Source organism: Xanthomonas phaseoli pv. dieffenbachiae, assembly GCF_008639345.1.
Taxonomy (GTDB): domain Bacteria; phylum Pseudomonadota; class Gammaproteobacteria; order Xanthomonadales; family Xanthomonadaceae; genus Xanthomonas; species Xanthomonas phaseoli.
In genome coordinates this window covers 4,433,164-4,454,763 of record NZ_CP041380.1, presented here as the reverse complement: position 1 = coordinate 4,454,763, position 21,600 = coordinate 4,433,164, and the positions used below count along the sequence as shown (strand labels likewise).

General features: G+C 66.4%; 25 protein-coding genes and 1 tRNA gene. 13 read left to right on the top strand and 13 right to left on the bottom strand.

The window, feature by feature from the left end; all coding sequences use genetic code 11:
* Positions 1–33 precede the first annotated feature (33 nt).
* Together FLG15_RS19895 and FLG15_RS19890 are read right to left on the bottom strand one after the other, a co-directional pair.
* Complete coding sequence (locus tag FLG15_RS19895) at positions 34–789, bottom strand: M90 family metallopeptidase (RefSeq protein WP_057679477.1); 756 nt, start codon at positions 787–789, stop codon at positions 34–36.
* An 8-nt stretch (positions 790–797) separates the two neighbouring features.
* Positions 798–1,112 carry a hypothetical protein gene (locus FLG15_RS19890; RefSeq protein WP_008576447.1) on the bottom strand — a complete coding sequence of 105 codons (315 nt, stop codon included), beginning with the start codon at positions 1,110–1,112 and terminating at the stop codon, positions 798–800.
* Positions 1,113–1,467: 355 nt separating this feature from the next.
* On the opposite strand from FLG15_RS19890, the gene birA reads away from it, so the two are divergent.
* From birA to FLG15_RS19865, 4 genes are all read left to right on the top strand, one after another.
* Positions 1,468–2,433 (top strand): bifunctional biotin--[acetyl-CoA-carboxylase] ligase/biotin operon repressor BirA, encoded by a 966-nt coding sequence (birA, locus tag FLG15_RS19880; RefSeq protein WP_031327612.1) that lies wholly within the window; start codon positions 1,468–1,470, stop codon positions 2,431–2,433.
* Positions 2,430–3,158, top strand: coding sequence for a type III pantothenate kinase (locus FLG15_RS19875; protein ID WP_003486621.1), 729 nt, complete (start codon positions 2,430–2,432; stop codon positions 3,156–3,158). Before birA ends, FLG15_RS19875 begins: the two co-directional genes overlap by 4 nt.
* 9 nt (positions 3,159–3,167) lie before the next feature.
* Positions 3,168–4,070 (top strand): SPOR domain-containing protein, encoded by a 903-nt coding sequence (locus tag FLG15_RS19870; protein WP_081022853.1) that lies wholly within the window; start codon positions 3,168–3,170, stop codon positions 4,068–4,070.
* Positions 4,071–4,102: 32 nt separating this feature from the next.
* Positions 4,103–4,178, top strand: a tRNA-Thr gene (locus FLG15_RS19865).
* 307 nt (positions 4,179–4,485) lie between these two features.
* On the opposite strand, the gene tmk is transcribed toward FLG15_RS19865, so the two are convergent.
* The 5 genes from tmk to FLG15_RS19835 all read right to left on the bottom strand — a co-directional run bounded on the left by tmk (position 4,486) and on the right by FLG15_RS19835 (position 8,065).
* A complete protein-coding gene (gene tmk / locus FLG15_RS19860) occupies positions 4,486–5,169 on the bottom strand; it encodes a dTMP kinase (protein ID WP_057679689.1) in 684 nt (227 codons plus the stop codon).
* Between the two features lie 467 nt (positions 5,170–5,636).
* On the bottom strand, positions 5,637–6,179 hold the full coding sequence (locus tag FLG15_RS19850) for a GTP-binding protein (protein WP_017159094.1): 543 nt from the start codon (positions 6,177–6,179) through the stop codon (positions 5,637–5,639).
* Positions 6,176–7,093: a hypothetical protein gene (locus FLG15_RS19845; protein ID WP_150147171.1), complete on the bottom strand. Its 918-nt coding sequence runs from the start codon at positions 7,091–7,093 to the stop codon at positions 6,176–6,178. The genes FLG15_RS19850 and FLG15_RS19845 overlap by 4 nt, the downstream gene beginning before the upstream one ends.
* Positions 7,094–7,189: 96 nt before the next feature.
* Positions 7,190–7,549 (bottom strand): roadblock/LC7 domain-containing protein, encoded by a 360-nt coding sequence (locus FLG15_RS19840; protein WP_003486613.1) that lies wholly within the window; start codon positions 7,547–7,549, stop codon positions 7,190–7,192.
* A gap of 63 nt (positions 7,550–7,612) precedes the next feature.
* Positions 7,613–8,065: a roadblock/LC7 domain-containing protein gene (locus FLG15_RS19835; RefSeq protein ID WP_057679687.1), complete on the bottom strand. Its 453-nt coding sequence runs from the start codon at positions 8,063–8,065 to the stop codon at positions 7,613–7,615.
* A 320-nt stretch (positions 8,066–8,385) separates the two neighbouring features.
* Between FLG15_RS19835 and rocF the strand changes: the two genes are divergently transcribed.
* The 6 genes from rocF (at position 8,386) to FLG15_RS19805 (ending at position 12,747) form a co-directional block, all read left to right on the top strand.
* A complete protein-coding gene (gene rocF, locus FLG15_RS19830; RefSeq protein WP_150147168.1) occupies positions 8,386–9,309 on the top strand; it encodes an arginase in 924 nt (307 codons plus the stop codon).
* 106 nt (positions 9,310–9,415) lie between these two features.
* Positions 9,416–9,568, top strand: coding sequence for an entericidin A/B family lipoprotein (locus FLG15_RS19825; protein WP_003486606.1), 153 nt, complete (start codon positions 9,416–9,418; stop codon positions 9,566–9,568).
* A gap of 74 nt (positions 9,569–9,642) precedes the next feature.
* Positions 9,643–9,777, top strand: a complete 135-nt coding sequence (locus FLG15_RS19820; protein WP_005914328.1) for an entericidin A/B family lipoprotein — start codon at positions 9,643–9,645, stop codon at positions 9,775–9,777.
* 228 nt (positions 9,778–10,005) lie between these two features.
* Positions 10,006–10,215 (top strand): CsbD family protein, encoded by a 210-nt coding sequence (locus FLG15_RS19815; protein WP_003486601.1) that lies wholly within the window; start codon positions 10,006–10,008, stop codon positions 10,213–10,215.
* A 169-nt stretch (positions 10,216–10,384) separates the two neighbouring features.
* Positions 10,385–11,674 carry a tryptophan--tRNA ligase gene (locus FLG15_RS19810; RefSeq protein WP_057679685.1) on the top strand — a complete coding sequence of 430 codons (1,290 nt, stop codon included), beginning with the start codon at positions 10,385–10,387 and terminating at the stop codon, positions 11,672–11,674.
* Between the two features lie 128 nt (positions 11,675–11,802).
* Complete coding sequence (locus FLG15_RS19805; RefSeq protein WP_081022854.1) at positions 11,803–12,747, top strand: MBL fold metallo-hydrolase; 945 nt, start codon at positions 11,803–11,805, stop codon at positions 12,745–12,747.
* 67 nt (positions 12,748–12,814) lie between these two features.
* Here the strand turns inward: FLG15_RS19805 and FLG15_RS19800 are convergent, their stop codons facing one another.
* Positions 12,815–13,105: a hypothetical protein gene (locus tag FLG15_RS19800; RefSeq protein ID WP_057687007.1), complete on the bottom strand. Its 291-nt coding sequence runs from the start codon at positions 13,103–13,105 to the stop codon at positions 12,815–12,817.
* A gap of 20 nt (positions 13,106–13,125) precedes the next feature.
* Entirely contained in the window at positions 13,126–13,329 is a 204-nt protein-coding gene (locus tag FLG15_RS19795; protein WP_057687008.1) for a hypothetical protein, read from the bottom strand.
* A 50-nt stretch (positions 13,330–13,379) separates the two neighbouring features.
* Here FLG15_RS19795 and FLG15_RS19790 point away from each other — a divergent pair, with 50 nt between their 5' ends.
* Positions 13,380–15,032 carry a M28 family metallopeptidase gene (locus FLG15_RS19790; protein ID WP_425521634.1) on the top strand — a complete coding sequence of 551 codons (1,653 nt, stop codon included), beginning with the start codon at positions 13,380–13,382 and terminating at the stop codon, positions 15,030–15,032.
* 337 nt (positions 15,033–15,369) lie between these two features.
* Here the strand turns inward: FLG15_RS19790 and FLG15_RS19785 are convergent, their stop codons facing one another.
* Positions 15,370–15,843, bottom strand: coding sequence for a Rap1a/Tai family immunity protein (locus tag FLG15_RS19785; RefSeq protein WP_057679690.1), 474 nt, complete (start codon positions 15,841–15,843; stop codon positions 15,370–15,372).
* 31 nt (positions 15,844–15,874) lie between these two features.
* Between FLG15_RS19785 and yedA the strand changes: the two genes are divergently transcribed.
* Positions 15,875–16,822, top strand: coding sequence for a drug/metabolite exporter YedA (gene yedA / locus FLG15_RS19780; protein WP_209228148.1), 948 nt, complete (start codon positions 15,875–15,877; stop codon positions 16,820–16,822).
* Positions 16,819–17,727, top strand: a complete 909-nt coding sequence (rarD, locus tag FLG15_RS19775; protein WP_057679681.1) for an EamA family transporter RarD — start codon at positions 16,819–16,821, stop codon at positions 17,725–17,727. Before yedA ends, rarD begins: the two co-directional genes overlap by 4 nt.
* A 78-nt stretch (positions 17,728–17,805) precedes the next feature.
* On the opposite strand, the gene FLG15_RS19770 is transcribed toward rarD, so the two are convergent.
* From FLG15_RS19770 to FLG15_RS19760, 3 genes are all read right to left on the bottom strand, one after another.
* Entirely contained in the window at positions 17,806–18,921 is a 1,116-nt protein-coding gene (locus FLG15_RS19770; protein WP_057679680.1) for an alpha/beta hydrolase family protein, read from the bottom strand.
* A 181-nt stretch (positions 18,922–19,102) separates the two neighbouring features.
* Positions 19,103–20,422 (bottom strand): ABC transporter permease, encoded by a 1,320-nt coding sequence (locus FLG15_RS19765; RefSeq protein ID WP_057679679.1) that lies wholly within the window; start codon positions 20,420–20,422, stop codon positions 19,103–19,105.
* 13 nt (positions 20,423–20,435) lie between these two features.
* Entirely contained in the window at positions 20,436–21,596 is a 1,161-nt protein-coding gene (locus FLG15_RS19760; RefSeq protein WP_150147160.1) for an ABC transporter permease, read from the bottom strand.
* Positions 21,597–21,600 lie beyond the last annotated feature (4 nt).

The window sequence follows — 21,600 nt, the reverse complement described above, 5'->3', positions numbered from 1 at the left end:
GCGATACCGTACGCCGCCCCGCGACGCGGCACATTACCGTTGCGCGGAATCTGCAAACGGCGAGCGTCCGTAGAACCGTTCCAGATGCAAAGCGACCTGCGGCATCGTGCGCAAAAGCACGTGCGGTGCGGAGAAGTGATATTCGCTGACCACCGCGAAGAATTCCTCCGGGGCTTCGGCGGCATACGGATCGATCTGGGTGTCTTCGCCCGCATCGACGCGTTCGCAAAACATATCGTAGGCATGCTGGAAATCGCGTGCCCAGGCGCGTTGCGCATCGCGTGGCAGGGGCGGCGTGCCGTCGAGCGCGCCATCCAGTGCATCGAGCTTGTGCGCCATCTCATGCACGATCACGTTGAAGCCCGCCTGCGGGTCGTCCAGGTCGGCTTGCACGTCGGCCCAGCTGACGATCAGCGGGCCTTGCTCCCAGGCTTCGCCGATCAGGGTGTCGTCCCAGGCATGCATCACCCCGGCCGCATCCAGGTGGGTGCGCTGCACGCGGAACGCGTCCGGGTACACGATCAGCTGCGACCAGCCGCGCCAACCGGTGGCGCCGATTTCCAGCAGCGGCAGGCAGCAGGTCGCGGCCAGCACGAGGTGATCGTTCGGTTGCAGCAGCAGCCCGTCGACAGGCGAAATGGTCTTTTGCTGCAGGAACTGCGCGGTCAACGCGCGCAGACGTTGCTGGCGGGGTGGATCGAGCGCGGCGACCCAGGCGCAACTGCCGCACAGCCGCTGCCACAGCGCCTCAGCAATGTCGGGAGGCGGCCGGCGCAGCCAGCGCGTCAACCACTGGATCAGCGGAACATGCCCGGCAGGAAACTGTGCCAGCGCGGCATCGTGCGCATGCGCGGGAATAACGAATCGCCATCGCTGCCGCCGCCGCCGCCGGTGGACGGCGTGGCCTTGTGAGGGCTGTTGCGTGCCGGTGCCGCTTCGGGCGCCGGTGTCCTGCCGCGTGCGGCCGAATTGGTGCTGATGCAGCTGTCATGATCGCCGTCGATCAGCTGGTCCGATGCCAGGGCGGCAAGCGGAGCCAACAACAGGAGCAGGCAAACCGTGATTCGGCGCATCGTCCACATCCAGGGCAAGCGGCGTGAGTCGCCGATCATAACGCGCTTTTCACTCCCTCACGCAAGCCGCGCTGGGCGCCCGGGAGGGCTTGGCGCATACTTTGGCGGATGGATTCGGGGACTTTGCGCGCAATGCACTGTGAGATGAAAGGCGTCGGCGGCCGGCGGCGCAGCGTAGGCGCTGCGGGAGATTGGTCGCGCGCGCGCGCTGGTCAGCGGCAGGGCGCAGGCTCGGTGCGGTCGGTCACCGCGCCGACGGTACGCATGGTCTGGCCCGTCGATGCTGCCTCGCGCGCCTTGTCCCGGCGACAGACCGGCTGCGCTGCGCAGGTATTGCCTCCAGGTGCTGCAGCCCGCGCCGTCGCCACCTCACGCCGCATCGCCCGCCGCAGCCGTGGATGACCGTGCGTTGCTGGCCAAACTCGCCGGTGGCCGGCTGTCCGGCGATGCGTTGGCGCGCGATGCCGGGCTGACCCGCGCGGCGGTGTGGAAGCGCATCCAGAATCTGCGCGCGGCCGGTGTCGACATCGAAGGACGTGCCGGTGACGGCTATCGCCTGGCCGCGCCATTGGATCTGCTGGATGCGGCGCGTATCCGCGCCGGCATGGCACCCGACGCGGCCGCTGGGTTGGCGGCACTGGATGTGGCCTGGACGCTGGAATCCACCAACACCACCTTGCTGGCGCAGCCGGCGCCCGACCAGGGCGTGGCGGTGCTGCTGGCCGAGCGTCAGACCGGCGGCCGCGGCCGGCGCGGGCGTCAATGGACCTCGCCGCTGGGCGCGCACATCTATCTGTCGGCCTCGCGCCGTTTCAATGGCGGGCTGGGCCAACTCGCCGGCCTGAGTTTGGCCGTGGGTGTTGCAGTGGCCGAAGCCTTGCGTGGTTGCGGGTTCGCCGATGTCGGGCTGAAGTGGCCCAACGATCTGCTGGCGCGGCAGCGCAAGCTGGGCGGCCTGCTGATCGAAGGCGGCGGCGAGATGGCCGGCAACGCGCGTGCAGTGATCGGGCTGGGCTTGAACGTGCACATGCCGGCGACGGCAGCGGCCGGCATCGACCAGCCATGGATCGACCTGGATACCCTGGCGGGCAGGCCGGTGTCGCGCGACCAGGTGACGGCAGCGGTGCTGTCCGGGTTGCTGCCGGCACTGGACCTGTTCGAGGCGCAGGGCTTGGCGCCGTTTCTGGGGCGTTATGCAGGCCTGGATGTCTTGAGCGGGCGTGCGGTGCAGGTCGAAGAGGCCGGCACCTGCCATCGTGGCGTCGCGCTCGGCCTGGCGGCCGATGGTGCGTTGCGGGTGCAACTGGGCGAGACGGTGCGTCTGTTCCACTCCGGAGAAGTAAGCGTGAGACCTGCATGAGCGAGTGGTTGTTCGACCTGGGAAATTCGCGCTTCAAGTACGCGCCGCTGCATGGCAACCGTGCCGGCCAGGTGCAGGCATGGGCGCATGGCGCCGAAGCGATGGACGCGGCGGCGCTGGCGGCGCTGCCGTCCGGGCGTATTGCCTATGTCGCCAGCGTGGCCGCACCGGCATTGACGCAACGCATGATCGCCTGCCTGCAGGAGCGCTTTACGCAGGTGCGCATCGTGCGGACCACCGCCGAATGCGCCGGCATCCGTATTGCTTACGCCGACCCGAGCCGCTTCGGCGTGGATCGCTTTCTGGCGTTGCTGGGCGCGCGCGGCGACGCGCCGGTGCTGGTGGCCGGCGTGGGCACCGCATTGACCATCGACGTGCTCGGCGCCGATGGCCTGCATCACGGCGGCCGCATCGCCGCCTCGCCGACTACCATGCGCGAAGCGCTGCATGCGCGCGCGGTGCAACTGCCGGCCAGCGGCGGCGATTACGTCGAGCTGGCCATCGACACCGACGATGCCTTGACCTCCGGCTGCGATGGCGCGGCGGTGGCGCTGATCGAGCGCAGCCTGCAGCACGCCCAACGCAGCCTGGGCGTGCCGGTGCGGCTGCTGGTGCATGGCGGTGGCGCGCCGCCGTTGCTGCCGCTGTTGCCCGATGCCACGTTCCGCGCGGCCCTGGTGCTGGACGGTCTGGCGACGTGGGCGACCGCCGCGTCGTCACCGTAGAATCCAGGCATGTACGTTCGTGCGCTCATCGTCGTCTTGATCGTCCTCAATGCCGGGGTGGCGTTGTGGTGGGCCTTGCAGCCGCCGCCGGCACCACCGCCGGCGCCGCTGCAGCCGACCGGTGTGGCGCGGCTGGAATTACTGCCGACGGTAACCGGTGCTGGCGGGCCCGTGCGGCCGGCTGCAGCGCCTACCGAATCGACGGCTGCGGCAGGGCGTGCGTCGACTGCACCGGCGCCATCGCCATCGCCAGCATCTGGGCCTGCATCTGTACCCACGCCGGCAGTTGCCGGTCCTTCGGCGTCAACGTCTGCAGCGCCGCCAGCGGCCACCACTGCCGCAGCGCAAGCGCCGCGCGGTGCAGCTGAGACGTCGGCAGCGGCGAACGCCGCTGCGAAACCGGCCAATGGCGTCGCCACGACGGCGGCACAACCATCACCCGCGCCATCCCCGCCTGCCGCAGAGCGCTGCGCCAGCCTTGGGCCATTCGCTGCACGTGCCGATGCCGATGCGGCGCTGGCACGCGTGCGTGGGCAGGCCAGTCGCGCCAGCGTGCGCGAGGACAAGGACGCCGGCATCAGCACGTTTCGGGTGATGTTGCCCAACGTGGGCGATCGCGCGGCGGCACAGGCCCTGGTCAAGCGCATTGCCGCGGCCGGGATGGGCGATTACTACGTGATCGCGCAGGGCGAGGACAACACCGTGGCGCTGGGCCAGTACCAGAGCCGCGAGCGCGCCGAGCGGCGCCAGGCCAGCCTGGTCGGCGCAGGATTCCCGGCGCAACTGGTGCCCAGCGGCAATGGGCAGTCGCGCTGGTGGATCGATGTCCGCACCAGTACGGCCCCCAGCGTCCTGCAAGGGGCTGCCGGTGCCACGCGTCAGCGTTCGCTAGATTGCGCCGCGCTGCGCTAGAATGCGCACCGGCGCGCAACGCGCCTGCCTTCGCCGGCATAGCTCAGTTGGTAGAGCAACCGCCTTGTAAGCGGTAGGTCCCCAGTTCGAATCCGGGTGTCGGCACCATTTTCGATCCACGCAGACGTGGCAATTACAGTTGACGTTGCGGCGATTCGGGCACGCGATGCGGTGTGGAATCTTTGCATCAACTGGTTACCAGGCACCATGGCGCGTTGCCTGCCGCCATCTGTCCCGACGAACCTTTATCGCACCCAGCGTTTTGTAAGCCGGAGGGTGCGTCGCGCTCCGGTGTTTGAGCGCGCTATCCACGCTCAGCTGAAGGCTGCCCGCACCGTTTGGTCGCCGCTGCAAGTGGCGTGCACCATGTCAGGTGCATCGCGCGATGTTGATCGCGCGATGCGAGGTGCAGCAATCAGGCCGGGCGACCGGCCGAGAGCAGTTCCAGTGCGGCCTTGCCGGTGTCGGCCTTCGCTGCATCGCCGCTCAATCGGTCGGCCAATGCGGCCACGATGATGGCGTGGGCCTGGCGCAGCACGCTGTCGGCATCGGCACTGGCCTCCATCACGTGTTTGCCGGGCAAGTCCAGCGCGGCAAAGATCGCGCGGCAGCGTTCCAGGTTGTCCTGGGTTTCGAAGTGGTTGGGCGCATCGCCGCGGGCGCGGATACGGGCCAGGCCGGTGGGCGGGGGCAGGTCGAGCAGCAGCAGGACGTCGGGGCGCGGCGCGAAGGCGTTGCGCTCCAGGAGTTCGTCCAGCGGCAGACCGGCCGCGCCCTGGTAGGCCACCATCGAGGGAAAGTAGCGGTCCAGGATGACGATGTCGCCGCGTGCCAGCGCGGGCGCGATCAAGGTGTCCACGTGTTCGTGGCGGTCGCGGATGAGCAGCTCGGCTTCTTGCTCTGCACTCAGGCGGCCGGTGGCGGCGGACTGGCGCAATTGGGTGCCCCACGGGCCGTTGGTGGGCTCCTTGCTCAGCACGACGCGCGCGCCGGCCGCTTCAAGGGTAGTGGCCAGGCGGCGGGCGAGCGTGGTCTTGCCCGCGCCGTCGATGCCTTCGATGGCGATCAGCAAGCCGCCGGGCTTCAGTTCGATTGTCATCGCGCTACTTTATCTGATCGTGGCGATGGACCCTAACCGGCAGCACGGCGGTGAAGAGCATGCAGCCATCGCGACCCGCGCTGGCGAAACTCGGCCGCACAGTGCATTGCAGGCGCGACGCTGCAGTGCGGGCGCTGCCGTGTCGTGCTTGAGGGGCACGGCGTCGATGGGGTCGAAGGATCCGACGCGCGCGGCGCCTCTATTGCCGATGACTTATCGGCGGTATGTCCTGCGCGATGTCGGAAATGTCCCGATATCCTGGCTTCTTCCCGCGGGCCATACTGAACAAGTCAGACACACTGCACACGCGTCTCGCGACTGAGTCGTGTTTTGGCTTCAAGGAAAACGGACGCGTCGCCGCTACCCTAGAGGCGGCATCCCCCGCGTGACGCCCGCTCAGGCACCGTCGTGACCAGATTCCTTGTCTTGCGTGCCGTACCCAGTACCCGCGCCAAGCATGCTTTGGATCAGCTGTTCGCCGAGGTGTAGCGATAGGACAGCAGCGACTTCACCAGGAAGGTGATCTGGGTCGCCGAGCGCGCATCCACGCGCATGACCGGCACGCGGAAGCCTTCGGCCACCAAGGCGTCGCGAAAGGGCGGCACCAGGAAATCCTCGACTTCATCGGTCATGGTGATGCCCACCGCCAGGCTGGCCTCGGGTGCGATCTGCGCAAACTCGCGCAACAACTCCAGCGTGGCTGTGAGCATCTGCGGGTCGCGTGCGTTGGTCAGCACGATGACACCCAGCGCACCGTCGCACACCAGCGGCCACATGAAATCCAGGTATTTCTGGCCTGGCACACCGTAGACATGCAGCAGCTCGCCGTCTTCCAGCTCGATCGAGCTGTAGTCCAGCGCGACGGTGGTGTAGGTCTTGTCGCCGTAGGCATCCTGGCTGAGCGGCATTTCGGTGCTCACCGGCTCCACATCGGAGATGGAGCGCACCGCGGTGGTCTTGCCGGCGCCCATGCCGCCGACGAACACCAGCTTGTTGGCTGGAAGACTCATGACTGCGCCTGGAAAAGGGAAAGGCCGAACCGACGGGCGACCCAGGAAAAGAACCGCGTGTTGCCGCCATCTGGGCGGTGCTGCGTTGCAGGCACGGGAATCTCCGCAGTCTGGGCAAGGCCGCTGGCGAGTGCAGCGGCGAACAGGCATTCCACCGTCTGCAGCGGCAGCTTGCAAGCATTGGCCAGCGCCTGCGGGCGCCAGGGGCGCGCATGCAGGTGGGCGATGGCCAGCAACTGGGCTGGCGAGCTGGTTTCTGCAGTCAACTCCGGCCACTGGCGCAATTGCAGCGCATGGCTGGGTTCCACCGCCGGCAGCGCCTGGCGCAGATGCTCGGGCAGGGCGAAATACAGCGCTTCGAAGGAAATGCGCTGGGGCAGCGCGGTTGCGGCAGGGTCGGGCACGACGTGCCAGCCCGAGCGGTCCAGCGCGGCGATCACCTCTGCCAGCGCCACGCCAGCGGGCAACTGCACGCACCCATTGCGCGGGTCCACACGCACGTGCAACTGCGCATGCTGCAGCGTCACTGCGCCGGCGCCGAATTCGCCGCGGCAGTGCCGCAGCAGCAAGGCCGGCTCCGCGACCGGGGTGGCGCGCGGCGAGGACAGCAGCAAGCGCACGTGTTCGTTGAGTTCGCGCACGGTGGCGCCGTGCTTGATCCACGCGCCGGCCATGGGCGTGCGCGACACCACCAGCACACGCACCGGTTGCCCCTGCAATGCCTGCCAGGCAGCCAAGCCATCGGCGCTGTCCAGGCCCAGGACCACCACATCGGCTGCGTGCTGCGGCCACGGGCCCAACTGCACGTCGATGCGGTCGGCGAGCAGCAGCGAGCACGCCAGTTTCAGGCGTGTGGTGTGCAGCAGGTCCAGGCCGGCCGTGGCGACCCGCATGGCGTTGATGGGTGTGGTCATGAGCTGGCGCCGTAACGGCGCATTGGATTGCGAGATGCCTGCCGGTCTGCACCGGCAGGCTGGATCAGGCGATGCGCTGGCAATGCGCCGTGGGCATCAACCGAAATCGAGGGTTTTCTCGAACGCCTTGAGCTCGTGACGGGCCATGGCCAGGTTGGCCTTGGCACGGTCCAGCACGACATACAGGAACAGCGTGCTGTTGCTTTCCAGCGGGCGCAGCAGGTGGTACTGGCGTGCAAGCGTGATCAGGATGTCTTCGATGGTGTCGTTCAGGCCGAGCTGTTCGGCGATACGGCGCTTGGCGCGCACCACTTCGGTGTTGCCGGCCGCCGCCAGTTCCAGGTTGAGCTCGGCACCGCCGGTCATGCCCAGCGCCATGCCGCTGTCGCTATCGACCAGCGCCGCGCCGACGAAGCCGGCCAGCGAATGCAGGTGTTCCAGATTGAGTTTTGACACGTGTGGTCCTTACGAACGATGAGGAATGGGTGCCTTGCGGCATGCACGAACAGTGCCAAGTGTTCAGCCTTGCGGCGGCGTCAACACGGTGGCGAGGCGGCCGGCGCAATCGCGCGCGTTGAACAACAGCGCAGCGGCATTGATGTCGCTACTGCCCACCGCGGTAAGCGTCAGTGGCTTGTCGGCGCGGATGCGGATCAGCACCAGCTGCCCGGCGCGCGTGCTGATGGTGGCGTAATCGGCCTCTTTCAGGCTGGATTCGCGCGCCAGGGTCTCGCCCAGGGTCAGGAACGAATTGGCCATCGCGGCAAGCCGGCGACTGTCCACATCCAGGCTGGAACGTTCGGTGATGGCACGCCCGTCGGCAGTGGAAAGCATCAGCAGACGGATGCCCGGCTCACGTTCGATGGTCTGCGCAAACTCGTGACCGATGCGCGGCAGATCGTAGAAATGCAGCGCCCGCGGGACTTCGCCTACGGCAGCCTTGACGACCTGGTTGACGGCGTTGTGCGGCATGAAAATCCCCCTGTTGCGTGATGGCCCGGGCGCGTACGTGCATGGTGTGGCGCGCCGGGCGGCGCACCATACCACCCGGATCCGAGCAGGCTGCCACGCTCGCCCGTGGTGCTTAACTGGGCGGTCAGACAGGCAGAATCGGCAAAGTCCGGTGCGCCACAACGTGCCTTGGTACGTCACGTTAGCGGCGCGACGAGGCAGATCTAAACCTCGCGTTTGCGCGCAATGTTCAGTACGGGCGACATGCGTGCTGCGCTGCCGCGCGTCACTGTGCGGGCGGGCAACTAGACTGCACGGCTTTATCGCTACTGGAGCAATGTATGGCAACGCAGTACGTGCCGGTTTCCTTGATTGGCGTCCCCACCGACATCGGTGCGGGCCACCGAGGTGCGCGCATGGGGCCGGAGGCGCTACGCATCGCCGGCCTGCAGGAGGCGCTGGTCGGCCGCGGCGTGGAGGTGCGCGATCTGGGCAATCTGGATGGCCCGCGCAATCCCTGGCAGGCGCCGCAGGCCGGCTACCGGCATCTGGACGAAGTGGTGGCGTGGAACCAGGCGCTGATGGACGCCAGCTATGCCGAACTGCGTGCCGAGCGCATGCCGGTCATGCTCGGTGGCGACCATTGCCTGGGCATCGGCTCGATCACGGCGGTGGCCAAGTACTGCCGCGAGCAGGGCAGGCCGTTGCGGGTGCTGTGGCTGGATGCGCATTCGGATTTCAACACCAGCGAGGTGACCCCTTCGGGCAACGTGCACGGCATGCCGGTGGCCTGCCTGTGCGGGCTGGGCCCCGAGGCGCTGACGCACCTGGGTGGCAGTGCGCCGGCGTTGTTGCCCGAGCAGGTGCGGCAGATCGGCATCCGCTCGGTGGACCCGGAGGAGAAGCGGCTGATCAAGCAGCACCGCATCGATGTGTACGACATGCGCTACATCGACGAAGCCGGTATGAAGCGCACCATGGAAGCGGCATTGCAGGGCATAAGCGCCGATACGCACCTGCACGTAAGTTTCGATGTGGATTTCCTCGACCCCAGCATCGCGCCGGGCGTGGGCACCACCGTGCCCGGTGGCCCCAACTACCGCGAGGCGCAATTGGTGATGGAAATGATTGCCGACACCGGGCGCATGGGGTCGCTGGATATCGTCGAGCTCAACCCGGTGCTGGACAACCGCAATGCGACCGCCGAACTGGCGGTGGATCTGGTCGAAAGCCTGTTTGGCAAGTCGACGCTGATGCGCGATTGATCCGTACCGAGCGCACCGCGCCGCGTTCACATCAAATCCACGGCCGCGCAGTCAGATTTGGCGCCAAGCCAGGTGCGCTGGCACCGTGATAGAACGAGGACAAGCGATGAAGCGACTGCTGACACTGATGGTGCTGGGCCTGTTTTCGGCCGGCGTGATGACGGGCTGCAACACCGTGGCCGGCGCCGGCAAGGACATGCAGGGTGCGGGCAACAAGGTCGAGAAAACGGCCGAAAAGTGCAGCGACGGTAAGTGCTGATCCGCCACATCGCGTGGTCTTGTTGAATTGATCGATCTGCGGCAACGCGCCGCTTTACCCATGAGGAGTATGTTATGAAGCGTGCAATTGTGCTGCTGGTGCTGTCGATGTTGTCGGTGGGAATGCTGGCGGGTTGCAACACCGTCGCAGGTGCCGGCAAGGACGTGCAGGGCGCTGGCGAGAAGGTGGAAGACGCAGCGCGTAAGTAATCTTTCGCCGCGTGCAGACAAACGGGCCGCAAGGCCCGTTTTTTGTGCGCGCTCTACGTGGAAGGCACGCCTGCCGCCAGCGCTGCAGCGCGCTGCGAGGCCCGCGATGGCAGTGGGCAGCGGTTCAGTGCGGTGATCGGCGGTTTGACACCTTTTGATCCAGGACCAACGCACGCGTGGGCACGCTGGTGCCACGGTCAATCGCGACCGCATCAGCGGAGTCATCGCATGAACAGTGACATCATTTCCGGCAAGTGGACCCAGTTGAAGGGCAAGGCCCAGGCCAAGTGGGGCGATCTTACCGACGACGATTTCAAGGTTGCCGAAGGCAATGCCGAATATCTGCAGGGCAAGCTTCAGGAGCGCTATGGCTGGGATCGCGACCGCGCCCAGACTGAAGTGCGCGCATTCGAAAAGTCGTTGCGCGACGACACCTGAAGGGTGCGCCGACCTGCCGCCGGTTGAGGCGAGCAGCGTGCAGACGACAGGCCGCCCGGTGCGGCCCGTCCTGCGTTCGGGCGTCGAGCCAACCCCCGGTGCCGGTGCGGCGGTGGCAAAAGTGCGGAACCGCTAAACTTGGGGGCTACCCCACCCTGGCATGACGTCGATGACCACCCGTGTCCTTACCGGCATCACCACCTCCGGCACCCCGCATCTGGGCAATTACGTCGGTGCAATCCGCCCGGCCATCCAGGCCAGTGCCGGCGCCGATGCGGAGAGCTTTTATTTCCTGGCCGATCTGCATAGCCTGATCAAGGCCCAGGACCCGGCGCGTACGCAGCGTTCGACGCTGGAAATCGCCGCCACCTGGCTGGCCTGCGGCCTGGACCCGGACAAGGTGTGGTTCTACCGGCAGTCCGATGTGCCCGAAACCACCGAGTTGATGTGGTTGCTGACCTGCGTGGCCGGCAAGGGCATCCTCAATCGCGCGCATGCCTACAAGGCGGCAGTGGACAAGAACCGCGCCGATGGCGAGGACGAGGATGCCGGTGTCACCGCAGGCTTGTTCATGTATCCGGTGCTGATGGCGGCCGATATCCTGATCTTCAATGCGCACAAGGTGCCGGTGGGGCGCGACCAGATCCAGCACATCGAAATGGCACGCGATTTCGCGCAGCGGTTCAATCATGTCTACGGGCGCGACTTTTTTACCTTGCCCGAAGTGGTGATCGACGAGCAGGTGTCCACCTTGCCGGGCCTGGACGGCCGCAAGATGAGCAAGAGCTATAGCAACACCATTCCACTGTTCGCACCGCGCGAGGAATTGCGCAAGCTGGTGTATTCCATCCTTACCGATTCGCGTGCGCCCGGCGAAGCGAAAGACACGCAGGGGTCGGCGTTGTTTCAGCTGTACCAGGCATTTGCCACGCCGCAGGAATCTGCGGCTTTTGCGCAGGCGTTTGCCGATGGCATCGGCTGGGGCGATGCCAAGCAGCAGCTGTTCGAGCGGATCGATCAAGAGATTGCGCCGCTGCGTACACGCTACGAGGCGTTGATGGCAGAGCCAGCCAAGATCGAAGCGATTCTGCGCGCCGGTGGTGCACGTCTGCGCGCGCGCTATGCCACCCCGCTGCTGGCCGAGTTGCGCGATGCGGTGGGCTTGCGCGATCTGTCCAGCCAGGCCGCCACCGCGGCGGTGCAGGCCAGCGAAAAGATCGCGCTGCCGGTGTTCAAGCAATATCGCGAAAGCGATGGGCAGTTCTATTTCAAGTTGAACGATGGCGCGGGTGCATTGCTGCTGCAGAGCGAGGGCTTCGCTTCGCCACGCGATGCCGGACAGGTGATCGCACGGCTGAAGCAGGCTACCCAGGCCAGCGATTTGCAGCTGCCGGGCGTGCATGCGCAAGTGGATGCGGGCGTGATTCTTGCCGCGATGGATGCCTTGCGCGAGGCGTGAACTGCGCGGTGCAGCAGGCGGAGAGTGGGGCGTCGCGGCTGGGTAAGCTCGTGCCTGTGGCAACATGCACGACAGCGACGCCAGGCTTGGGCCTACACTGCAGTTTCGACAGCCGCGGCGGGGTGCCAATGACAGCGACAGCCGAATTCAACATCCACACCATCGATACCGGCTTTGGTGGCGTGCAATTCGACGCGGCGTATCTGGTGATCCAAGCGCAGCACGCTGCCTTGATCGATTGCGGTACCTCGCTATCGGTACCGCAGGTGCTGGCCGCGGTGCAGGCGGCCGGGTTGTCGCCAGCGCAGGTGGAGTGGTTGATCCTGACCCATGTGCATCTGGATCATGCTGGCGGTGCAGGGGCCTTGTTGCGGCATTTGCCCAATGCGCAGGTGCTGGTGCATCCGCGCGGTGCGCCGCACCTGATCGACCCTGCGCGGCTGATTGCCGGCGCCACCGCGGTGTATGGCGAGGCGGAGATGGCGCGCAATTACGGCGTTATCGAGCCGGTGCCGGCCGAGCGCGTGGTGGCGGCGGGCGAGGGTCATACCGTGATGCTGGGTGAGCGCGCGCTGCGCACCCTCGAGACGCCGGGGCATGCGCGCCATCATCTGTGTGTGTGGGATGCGCGCAGCCGCAGCTGGTTCACCGGCGACACCTTCGGCCTGTCGTATCGCCAGTTGGACAGTGCGCGTGGCGCCTTCATCCTGCCGACGTCTTCACCGGTGCAGTTCGAACCCGAGGCCATGCTGCAGTCGATCGCGCGCCTGATGGAGGCCGCACCAGAGGCGATGTATCTGACCCATTACGGCCGTGTCACCTCGCCAGGACCGTTGGCGCGGGCGCTGGGCGAGCAGATTCATGCGATGACCGACATTGCGCTGGGTTGCACGCAGCGTCCGGACCGGCATCGCTGCATGGTGGCGGCGTTGACCCAATTGTATTTGGAACGCGCGCGCCAACATGAGTGTCGGTTGGACGATGCCGCCGTGGAGCGGCTGCTGGCAACAGATATCGAGCTCAACGCGCAAGGGCTGGGCTGTTGGCTGGATCGTGCGGCGCGTACGGGTTAGCGCTCCTGGAGCGGCTGATGCCGCCGCTCGAACGCTGTGGCGAATTGTCACGTTGTTTAAAAGCCGATCAGTCGAGTGCGCGGTGCCCTCGCCGCTTGCGGGACACGCCGCAGTACATCCTTGTAGGCTCGATGGCGGCATTCATGCCGCCAACGGTCCCGCAAGCGGCGAGGACACCGCACCAGACAATTTGCTGCTTGTCTAAGTGAACATTGTGCGCAGCGACCATCTCAACGTGTCCCTGTCCGCTCACCGTCGTGGGACCTTCTGCGCAGCGTTCGTGCAGGAGCACGTCCAAGTAAGTACTTGCGGCGTGTTTGCATGGTGGACGGGCAAGGGTTCTGCAGCCAAGCCACAGGTGATTTGCTCTTGAGTTGGCTAACTACGGGTAGCGAGCAGGCGGCGGGTGGATGTGGACAACGCGCTCAGAGCCGCGGCGTACGCGTTGCGCATGCCGATTCCGACCGGCGTCCGCACCTGCCTGGCGGCTGCGCAGTGTTGTTGTTGGCCCTTCTTCGCCACGCACGCAATCCCTGCGATCGACTGCATTCTCCCGTCAGAGCGCTCCTGGATTGGCTGCACGCTTGTAAACTATGTGTCATCTACCGTTGCAAGGCCTCTCCGTGAATCCGATGCGCATCCTGCTGTTGTCTGCCTGCCTGTTTGTGGGAGGTGTGGCGCAGGCCGCCAATGATCTGCCGGGTGGCGGCATCGATGCCGAGGCATTGTCGCGTCACGTGCGCTTGCTGGCGTCGGACGATTTCGAGGGGCGCGCGCCGGCCAGCGCCGGCGAGCAGCGCACGGTCGATTACCTGGTCGAGCAGTTCAAGGCGGCCGGCCTGGAGCCAGGCGGCGAGCAGGGCAGCTGGACCCAGGCCGTGCCGCTGGTGCGCGCGCAGGTGGATGGCTCGGTGCGCGCGAGTCTACGTGTCGGCGGCAAGACCCAGGCGTTGGTCAATGGCAACGATGTGACCCTGCAAAGCCTGCGCCCGCAGCAGGCGGTCGCGTTGAAGAACGCGCCACTGGTGTTCGTCGGTTACGGCATCAGTGCGCCAGAGCGCCAGTGGGACGATTACAAGGGCGTGGACCTGCGCGGAAAGATCGCGGTGGTGCTGATCAACGATGCCGATTTCGAATCGCCGCAGCCGGGCGCGTTCGACGGCAAGGCCGTGACGTATTACGGCCGATGGACCTACAAGTACGAAGAGGCCGCACGGCGCGGCGCGGCCGGTGTGTTGATCGTGCACGAGACGGCACCGGCGGCGTATGGCTGGGCCACCGTGCAGAGCTCGGGCATGTCGCCGTTGTTCGACATCGAGCGCAGCGATGCCGACGCCCGCGCGCAGCATGTGCCGGTGCGTGGCTGGATGCAGCGTGCACTGGCGGTGTCGTTGTTCAAGCAGGCCGGCCTGGATTTCGAACAGGCCAAGCTGCGTGCGCAGCAGCGCGACTTCGCGCCTGTGGCGCTGGGCGATGCGGCGTTGTCGGTGGATTTCAAGCTCAAGCGCGAGCGCGTGGTGACGCATAACGTGGTGGCCAAACTTACCGGCAGTGCGCATCCGGACGAGACGGTGATCTTTTCCGCGCACTGGGATGCGTTCGGGATCGGCAAGGCCGATGCCGGTGGCGATACGGTTCGGCGTGGCGCGGTGGACAACGCCACCGGCGTGGCCAGCGTACTGGAGTTGGCGCGCGTATTCGCAGCCGGCCCCAAGCCGCAGCGCACGTTGTATTTCATCGCGTTGACTGCCGAGGAAAAGGGCCTGCTCGGCGCCAACTACTACGCCGCGCATCCGCTGGCGCCGTTGGACAAGACCGTGGCCGTGCTCAACATGGAAATGTTCAGCCCCGATGGCCCGACCCGCGACATCGCCTCGTGGGGACGTGGGCGGGTGTCGCTGGAAGGCGACCTGGAAACCGCCGCCAAGGCGCGCGGTCGCAGCTACTCGCCGGACCCGAATCTGGAAGCAGGCTTCTTCTACCGCGCCGATCATTTTGCGTTCGCGCGCATGGGTGTGCCGGCGATCACCGCCGGCCCCGGCCTGGACATGCTCGACGGCGGCGTCAAAGCAGGCAAGGCACTGCGCGATAAGTATTTCGCCGAGTGCTACCACCAGCCGTGCGATCGCTGGACCCCGCAATGGGATGCCAGCGGCCATGCCGCCGATACCACGCTGGTCTACGACGTGGGCGTGGCGCTGGCCAATGGCCGGCAGTGGCCGAGCTGGCAGGATGGCTCGGAATTCAAGGCGATCCGTGCCAAGAGCGATGCGGCGCGCAAGTAAGCGCGCAGGAGCGAGAGGGTGCCGTGCCCTCGATCGAGGCCAAGAGCAGCGATCAGGACGCCTGCGCTGATCGCCAGACGGGCGCAGCCGGATTCGATGCGGCATGTGCGCTCGTACACTTGGGATGCTGCACGCTGCCCATGCGCATCGGATGACTGAGCGCTACGCCAAGCGAACGCAACCAATGCTCGGTGGCATGCCCTTGCTCGTGCGTGTGCGCATCCCGCGCGCCGTCCACGCTTGCCAGACGGCTGCTCGGGACGTTGGTCCTCGCGCAGTGCACATGCTGGCGTTGTGATCAACGCCAGCGCATTGAACGACTGCGTATAGGCGTGCCCTACGGCTTGGCGGTATTGGGTGAGTTGCCGCTGCCGGTACGCGTGCTCTTGTCGCTGCCGCTGCATGGATAGCGCTTTGCCAGCGCCTGGACGATCAAGTCGGGTGCGGCTTGGTCCTGGCGTGTATCGGGCAGCGCGCCGATATCGGCGATGACCGCCTGCAGATCGGGCGTGCCGGTGCTGCCCGCCGGCATGCACCAGCCGGTGCGATAGCTGGCGCTGGCGACGCCGAGCAGATACGCGCCGGCGCGGCTGGCCGAGACAAGCACCTTGAACTCGCGTTGCTCCGGCGCGGTGATTTCTGGCGCAAGCGATCCGTCCAGTCCGGCGTCGATCAGCTTGCGGCCGCTGAGTTCCCACGGCTCGGGAGCGCGTGCCGATGCCGTGGCGGACGTTGCGCATAGGGTGACCAGGGCCAGCCAGCGAAGAAGGCGATGCATATGCACGCTCGGATGCGGTGCGACGTGCACCATAGCGCGGCCGGGGTGCGGCGTGTGCTTTGCCATGTGCTCTAGAATTGAAGCTTCCGCTGCACTGCCTGGCACTGTTCCGATGTCTTCCTCTCACGATGCTGCCGCGCCTGCGCGCAGCGGGTTAGTCGTTCTCGCCTTGTTGCTGGTCTACGTGGTGTGGGGCTCGACCTATCTGGCGATCCGATTTGCGCTGGAAGGTGGCGCGCAGCCGCTGACGATGGTGTCCGGCGCACGTTTCATCATCATCGCCGGTAGCGTGCTCTACAGCGTGCTGCGCTGGCGCGGTGTGGCGGCGCCAACGCGTGCACAGTGGAAGAACGTGGCGCTGATGGGGGCGGCGTTGCTGCTGCTGGGCAACGGCATGGTGGTGCTGGCCGAGCGCAGCGTGTCGTCCGGGCTGGCCGCCACTGCAGTGGCCTCGGTGCCGTTGTGGATGGCCTTGTTTGGCGCGTTGCGCGGCCAGCATGCCAGCGGCGGCGAATGGCTGGGCATCGTGATCGGCTTTCTGGGCGTGGTGTGGCTCAACGCCGGCAGCAGCCTGACCGCGACGCCGGGCGGCCTGGTGTTGCTGCTGATCGCACCGATCGGCTGGGCATTCGGGTCGGTGTGGTCGCGTGGCCGCGATCTGCCTTCGCCGTTCATGACCGCCGCCGGGCAGATGCTGTGCGGCGGCGTGCTGCTGGTCAGTACCGGCCTGCTGATCGGCGAGCGCCCGCAGGTGTGGCCGAGTCCGCAAGGGCTGCTGGCGGTGGCCTACCTGTGCGTGTTCGGCTCGATCGTGGCGTTCACCGCCTACGTGTGGTTGCTGCATCACGTGCGCCCTGCGCTCGCCGGCAGCTACGCCTACGTCAACCCGGTGATTGCGGTCAGCCTGGGCGCCTGGCTCGGCCACGAGCGCTTCAGCGCGCACGACATCGGTGCGATGGCGGTGATCCTGGCCGGCGTGCTGGTGGTCACCTTCGCCAAGGCGCGGCGATGAGCGCGGTGTCGCCGCAGGAAGCGCGCCGCGGGTTGTTGATCACCGCTTCCACCTTCGTGCTGTGGGGGCTGGTGCCGGTGTACTGGCATCTGCTCAAGGCGGTGCCGTCGCTGCAGATCATCGCCCACCGCATCGTGTGGAGCACGGTGCTGGTGGTGGCGTGGCTGCTGGCGAGCTCGGACCTGCGCTGGTGGCGCGGAATTGCCGCGCAGCCCGGCGCGCTGCGCATGCTGGCCGGCAGCAGCGTGGCGATCGCGTTCAACTGGGGCCTGTACATCTGGGCGATCAACGCCGGGCATGTGATCGAGGCCAGCCTTGGGTACTTCATCAACCCGCTGCTGAGCGTCTTGCTGGGCGTGCTGGTGTTGAAAGAGCGCCTGCGCCGCTTCCAGTGGGTGGCGGTGACCTGCGCGGCAGCGGGCGTGCTGTGGCTGACCATCGATGCCGGCGCGCCGCCGTGGATTGCGTTGGGGCTGGCGGTGTCCTTCGGTATTTACGGGTTGCTGCGCAAATTGGTGGCGGTGGATCCGGTGGCCGGGCTGGGCGTGGAAAGCGTGTACCTGTTCGTGCCGGCGCTGCTGCTGGCGGCGTGGGGCGAGCAGGGCCATGGTGGCGCCTTCCTGAGCGGCTGGAGCCTGCGCACCGATGCGATGCTGATCTTCGGCGGCGTGGTGACGGCGCTGCCGTTGATCGGTTTCGCCTACGGGGTGCGGCGCATTCCGTTGTCGCTGGTGGGCATCCTGCAATACATCGCGCCGAGCCTGCAGCTGCTGCTGGGTGTGTGGCTTTTCCACGAGCCATTCGACCAGGGGCGCGCGATTGGTTTTGCGGCGATCTGGGTGGGTTTGCTGCTGTTTGTCGGCGACAGCGTGGTGCGTTCGCGGCAGCCGGTGGTGACGCGCTGAGTCAGCACGTCACCGCACGTCGTGCGTGTGGCCTTCATCAGTGCGATTGCGTCGCGTCAGCGTGCGCGATGGTCGCGCTCAACTGCGCGGCGGCGCGAACGGGCTGGCCACTGCCAGCGTGGACGCGGGCAGCGCCTGCGGTGCAGGGCAATGGCTGGGGTCTTGTTGCACCTGTGCCAGCCATTGGTCGATCGGTCCGCCGAGCACGTCCAGCCGCAGTGGCAGGCTCAAATGGTTTTCGCCAGGCAGTTCGAGGTAATGCGCACGCGCGCTGGCCAGGGCCAGTGCGCGGCCATGCGCCACCGGAATGTGCTGATCGGCATCGCCATGCAACAGCAGCACGCAGCTGCGCGTGTCGGCCAGGGCGTGCGCGACATCGACACGGTCCAGGTCCAGCTTGAGCTGGGTGTCGGCCGCCGCAATCACCGCGTCGATATTCTGGTCGGCATAGCGCCAGCGCGCATACGCCGCCACTGCCCGCCCACGCCAGCCGTGCGGTTGGCTGGCGAGCAGGTGCGGCACCATGTCGCGAATGCCGCGCCCGGCATTGGCGAAGGATTCCATTGCCACCACGCCGGTTACGCGCGAGCCGAGTTTGTCGGCAGTAAACAGCGCGGTGGCCGCACCGTAGGAAATACCGAACAGATACAGCGGCCCGCGGATTTCGCCGCGTGGTTGCAGTGAGTCGAGCACATCGATGACGTCGTCGGACTCGCGTGTGCCGTAGCCGGAGAGGCCGCCGCCGGAATGACCATGATTGCGAAGGTCGATGGTGACCACGCGGTAGCCGGCTTGCGCAAGCTGCAGCGACCAGGGCAGCAGCGAGTCGCCATCCATCATCCAGCCGTGCAGCAGCACTACGGTGCCGCGCGGCGCTGGCGGTTTGGCAGTCGGTAGCTTGAAACTGAAATCCACATCCAGCGCATGCGCCGGGTCGGTGCGCTGCCCCAGGTAGCGATAGTGCATGGCGTACTGGCCGGGGTCGATCGCGCGCCAGAAGATCGGCACGCCATCGCGCGTCACCACATGCCCGCTGCGGTTGGGCACCGTGGCGATGGTGGCGGCAATGCGTTCTTCGTCCAGTAGCGGCGAGGTGCCACCGGGCGCAACCAGGCGCTCGCTGAGCGAGGTCGAAGAAGAGGAGCAGCCGGCCAGCCACAGGCAGGCACAGACCAGCACAAGCAGGCGCGTCATGGCGATCGATCGATGCAGCAAACGGCCGAGCAGGCTACGGCCTGCCCGACCCGCGCATCTACCGCACTGCAGTGACAAAACCATGACAGCCTGCAATGTGTTCAGCCGCAGCCGCCACGCGCTGTGCTCCGGCTGTCACCAATCCCCACTCCCGACTCCCGACTCCCTGCGGGCGAACAGCCTACACCTCACGCAACGCCGTGGTAATCGGCAGGCGCGCCGCACGCAGCGCCGGAAACAGCCCGCCCACCAGGCCGATGCCCAGCGCCCATTTCAGCCCGCTCCAGAGCAGCTGCGGCGAGACCTTGAACTGGAACACCACCTGGCTGAAGTTGCTGCCCAGCGTGGAGACGGTGTAACCGTTGAACACCGCCCAGGCGATCACTCCGCCCAGCAGCCCGCCCAGCAATGCCAGGAGCATGGTTTCCAGCATCAGCGCCATGATCACCGGCGTGCCGCGGAAGCCGATCGCACGCATGGTGGCGATCTCGCGCGCGCGCGTGGCCACCGCTGCGTACATGGTGTTGAGCGCGCCGAATACCGCGCCCACTGCCATGATCGCCCCGATCACCGTGCCCAGGATGCTGATCAGCTTGTTCAGCCCGCCGCCCTGCTTGCCGTAATAGGCGCGGGTGGTTTCCACATCCAGCTTGAGCCGCGGATCGGCGGCCATGGCGGTCTTGAACGCGCTGAAGCCTGCCTTGCCGTTGGTGCGCACGCTGATCGATTGATAGGCGCTGCGGTTGTAGGTGGTGGCCAGGGTCTGCGCATCGGTCCAGAGCTCCGAATCGTGCGCATCGCCGGAGGCGAACACGCCCACCACCGTCCACTGCTGGCTGCCAAGCGTGAGGGTCTTGCCCAGCTCCAGTCCGCGGAACTGGTTCAACGCGCCCTTGCCCACCACCATTTCGCGCAGGCCGGTGTTGAAGCGGCGGCCCTGCACGATCTTGACCTTGTCATGCACGGCCCAGGCCTGTTCGCCAACGCCGCGCAGTTGTGCGTTGACGTCGGTGCCGTCGGAGCGGGAGGCGATGTTCACTACCTGCGATAATTCCGGCGACAGCATCGGGCGGCCATTGGCATCGGCGGCGATGCCGGGCAGGCTGCCGATCAGCGGCACCAGGTCGCGGGTGATCACCGAGTTGGTTTCGGCCTGCGAACCGCCGCGCAGGACAATGGCGGTGGTGTCGTCGCCGGTGCTGTTGAGCGTGGCCTGGAAGCCCTGGCCCATTGCCAGCATCGCCACCAGCACGCCGACCACGCCGGCAATGCCGACCACGATCACCGAGCTGGACCCCCAGCGCTGCGGCAGCGTGGCGATACCGATGCGTGCGGCAGCCAGCGAGAGCCTGCCGCTGCGTGTGGCCACCAGCCACACCGCCAGCAATCCACCGATCGGCAGCAGCACCATCCACGGCAGTGCGATCCAGGCAGCCAGCCCGATCGCCAGCAGCACGACCGACAGCGCGTTGACCCCACGATCTTTCCATTTGCGTTGCATGTGCGTGCTCCTGTCAGCGGCCGGCGAGTGCATCGACGATCTTCAAGCGCTGCGCGCGTAACGCCGGCAGCACACCCACCACGATGCCGATGCCGGCCATCAGCCCGAAGGCGACCAGCCAGGTCTGCAGCGGCACGCTCTGGGTCGGCATCAGCCCACCGCTGCGTGCTGCAACGGCCGGGATCACCAGCGCGGCCAATCCCATGCCGATCAAACCGCCCAGGCCGATCAGCAACATCGACTCCACCATCACCAGGCTCAGCACGGTGCGGTCCTGAAAGCCCAGCGTCTTGAGCGTGGCCAGCTCCGGAATCCGCTCGCGCACGGCCTGGGCCATGGTGTTGCCGGTCAGCAGCAGCAAGGTGAAAAACACCGCGGCCATGATCGAGGTGACGATCAGGCCGATATCGGCGAACTGTTTGACGAAGGCCTGCTGAAATGCCGATTCGGTCTGCGACTTGGTTTCATGGTCGGAGTTGGCCGACAACGCATCGATGGCCTGTGCCACGCGCGATGCCTGGTCGGCATTGCGCAGCGTCACCGTGTACCAACTCACCCTGCTTTTGATGTAGTCGTTGGACTCGTCGAAGTACTTCCAGTTCATCATCAACTGGCGTTCCTGGTTGGCCGCCACGGTGCGGTCTTTCATGCGGAAGATGCCGACCAGTTGCAGCGGCCAGTCATTGCTGCCGCCGCGCGGAAAGATGGTGGCCTGCAGCGGAATGGTGTCGCCGATCTTCCAGCCGTTTTCCTTGGCCAGGCTTTCGCCAACGATCGCGCCGGCGCGCGTGGTCTGGAACGCCTTGAGCTGATCCTTGGGCAATTGATATTCGCTGTACACATCGAAGAAATTGGGCGCCACCGAAAAATTCGGGAAGAAATTCTTCGGGTCGCGGTAGATGCCGCCGAACCACATTGCCGAAGTCACATCGCGTACGCCCGGCACGCTGCGGATCTGGTTTTCCAGAGTGATCGGCAACGACTGGGTGATCGACAAGCGCGATGCCACCACCAGCCGGTCCACGCCGCTGACGCTACCGCCGGAGGTGAAGGCCACGCGCACCGAATCGAGCATGCCGAACAATAAAAACGCCGCGACCACCGAGAGCAGGGTCAGCAAGGTGCGGGTCTTGCTGCGGAACAACTGCGCCCAAACCAGCGAGAGATACTTCATGGCA

What these genes read in the sequence shown, in the direction of transcription:
- FLG15_RS19890 (WP_008576447.1), bottom strand. Translation starts at nt 1,112, where the DNA reads ATGATCGGCGACTCACGCCGCTTGCCCTGGATGTGGACGATGCGCCGA.
- FLG15_RS19875 (WP_003486621.1), top strand. Translation starts at nt 2,430, where the DNA reads ATGAGCGAGTGGTTGTTCGACCTGGGAAATTCGCGCTTCAAGTACGCG.
- FLG15_RS19870 (WP_081022853.1), top strand. Translation starts at nt 3,168, where the DNA reads ATGTACGTTCGTGCGCTCATCGTCGTCTTGATCGTCCTCAATGCCGGG.
- tmk (WP_057679689.1), bottom strand. Translation starts at nt 5,169, where the DNA reads ATGACAATCGAACTGAAGCCCGGCGGCTTGCTGATCGCCATCGAAGGC.
- FLG15_RS19850 (WP_017159094.1), bottom strand. Translation starts at nt 6,179, where the DNA reads ATGAGTCTTCCAGCCAACAAGCTGGTGTTCGTCGGCGGCATGGGCGCC.
- FLG15_RS19845 (WP_150147171.1), bottom strand. Translation starts at nt 7,093, where the DNA reads ATGACCACACCCATCAACGCCATGCGGGTCGCCACGGCCGGCCTGGAC.
- FLG15_RS19835 (WP_057679687.1), bottom strand. Translation starts at nt 8,065, where the DNA reads ATGCCGCACAACGCCGTCAACCAGGTCGTCAAGGCTGCCGTAGGCGAA.
- rocF (WP_150147168.1), top strand. Translation starts at nt 8,386, where the DNA reads ATGGCAACGCAGTACGTGCCGGTTTCCTTGATTGGCGTCCCCACCGAC.
- FLG15_RS19825 (WP_003486606.1), top strand. Translation starts at nt 9,416, where the DNA reads ATGAAGCGACTGCTGACACTGATGGTGCTGGGCCTGTTTTCGGCCGGC.
- FLG15_RS19820 (WP_005914328.1), top strand. Translation starts at nt 9,643, where the DNA reads ATGAAGCGTGCAATTGTGCTGCTGGTGCTGTCGATGTTGTCGGTGGGA.
- FLG15_RS19815 (WP_003486601.1), top strand. Translation starts at nt 10,006, where the DNA reads ATGAACAGTGACATCATTTCCGGCAAGTGGACCCAGTTGAAGGGCAAG.
- FLG15_RS19810 (WP_057679685.1), top strand. Translation starts at nt 10,385, where the DNA reads ATGACCACCCGTGTCCTTACCGGCATCACCACCTCCGGCACCCCGCAT.
- FLG15_RS19805 (WP_081022854.1), top strand. Translation starts at nt 11,803, where the DNA reads ATGACAGCGACAGCCGAATTCAACATCCACACCATCGATACCGGCTTT.
- FLG15_RS19790 (WP_425521634.1), top strand. Translation starts at nt 13,380, where the DNA reads ATGCGCATCCTGCTGTTGTCTGCCTGCCTGTTTGTGGGAGGTGTGGCG.
- FLG15_RS19785 (WP_057679690.1), bottom strand. Translation starts at nt 15,843, where the DNA reads ATGGTGCACGTCGCACCGCATCCGAGCGTGCATATGCATCGCCTTCTT.
- yedA (WP_209228148.1), top strand. Translation starts at nt 15,875, where the DNA reads ATGTGCTCTAGAATTGAAGCTTCCGCTGCACTGCCTGGCACTGTTCCG.
- rarD (WP_057679681.1), top strand. Translation starts at nt 16,819, where the DNA reads ATGAGCGCGGTGTCGCCGCAGGAAGCGCGCCGCGGGTTGTTGATCACC.
- FLG15_RS19770 (WP_057679680.1), bottom strand. Translation starts at nt 18,921, where the DNA reads ATGACGCGCCTGCTTGTGCTGGTCTGTGCCTGCCTGTGGCTGGCCGGC.
- FLG15_RS19765 (WP_057679679.1), bottom strand. Translation starts at nt 20,422, where the DNA reads ATGCAACGCAAATGGAAAGATCGTGGGGTCAACGCGCTGTCGGTCGTG.
- FLG15_RS19760 (WP_150147160.1), bottom strand. Translation starts at nt 21,596, where the DNA reads ATGAAGTATCTCTCGCTGGTTTGGGCGCAGTTGTTCCGCAGCAAGACC.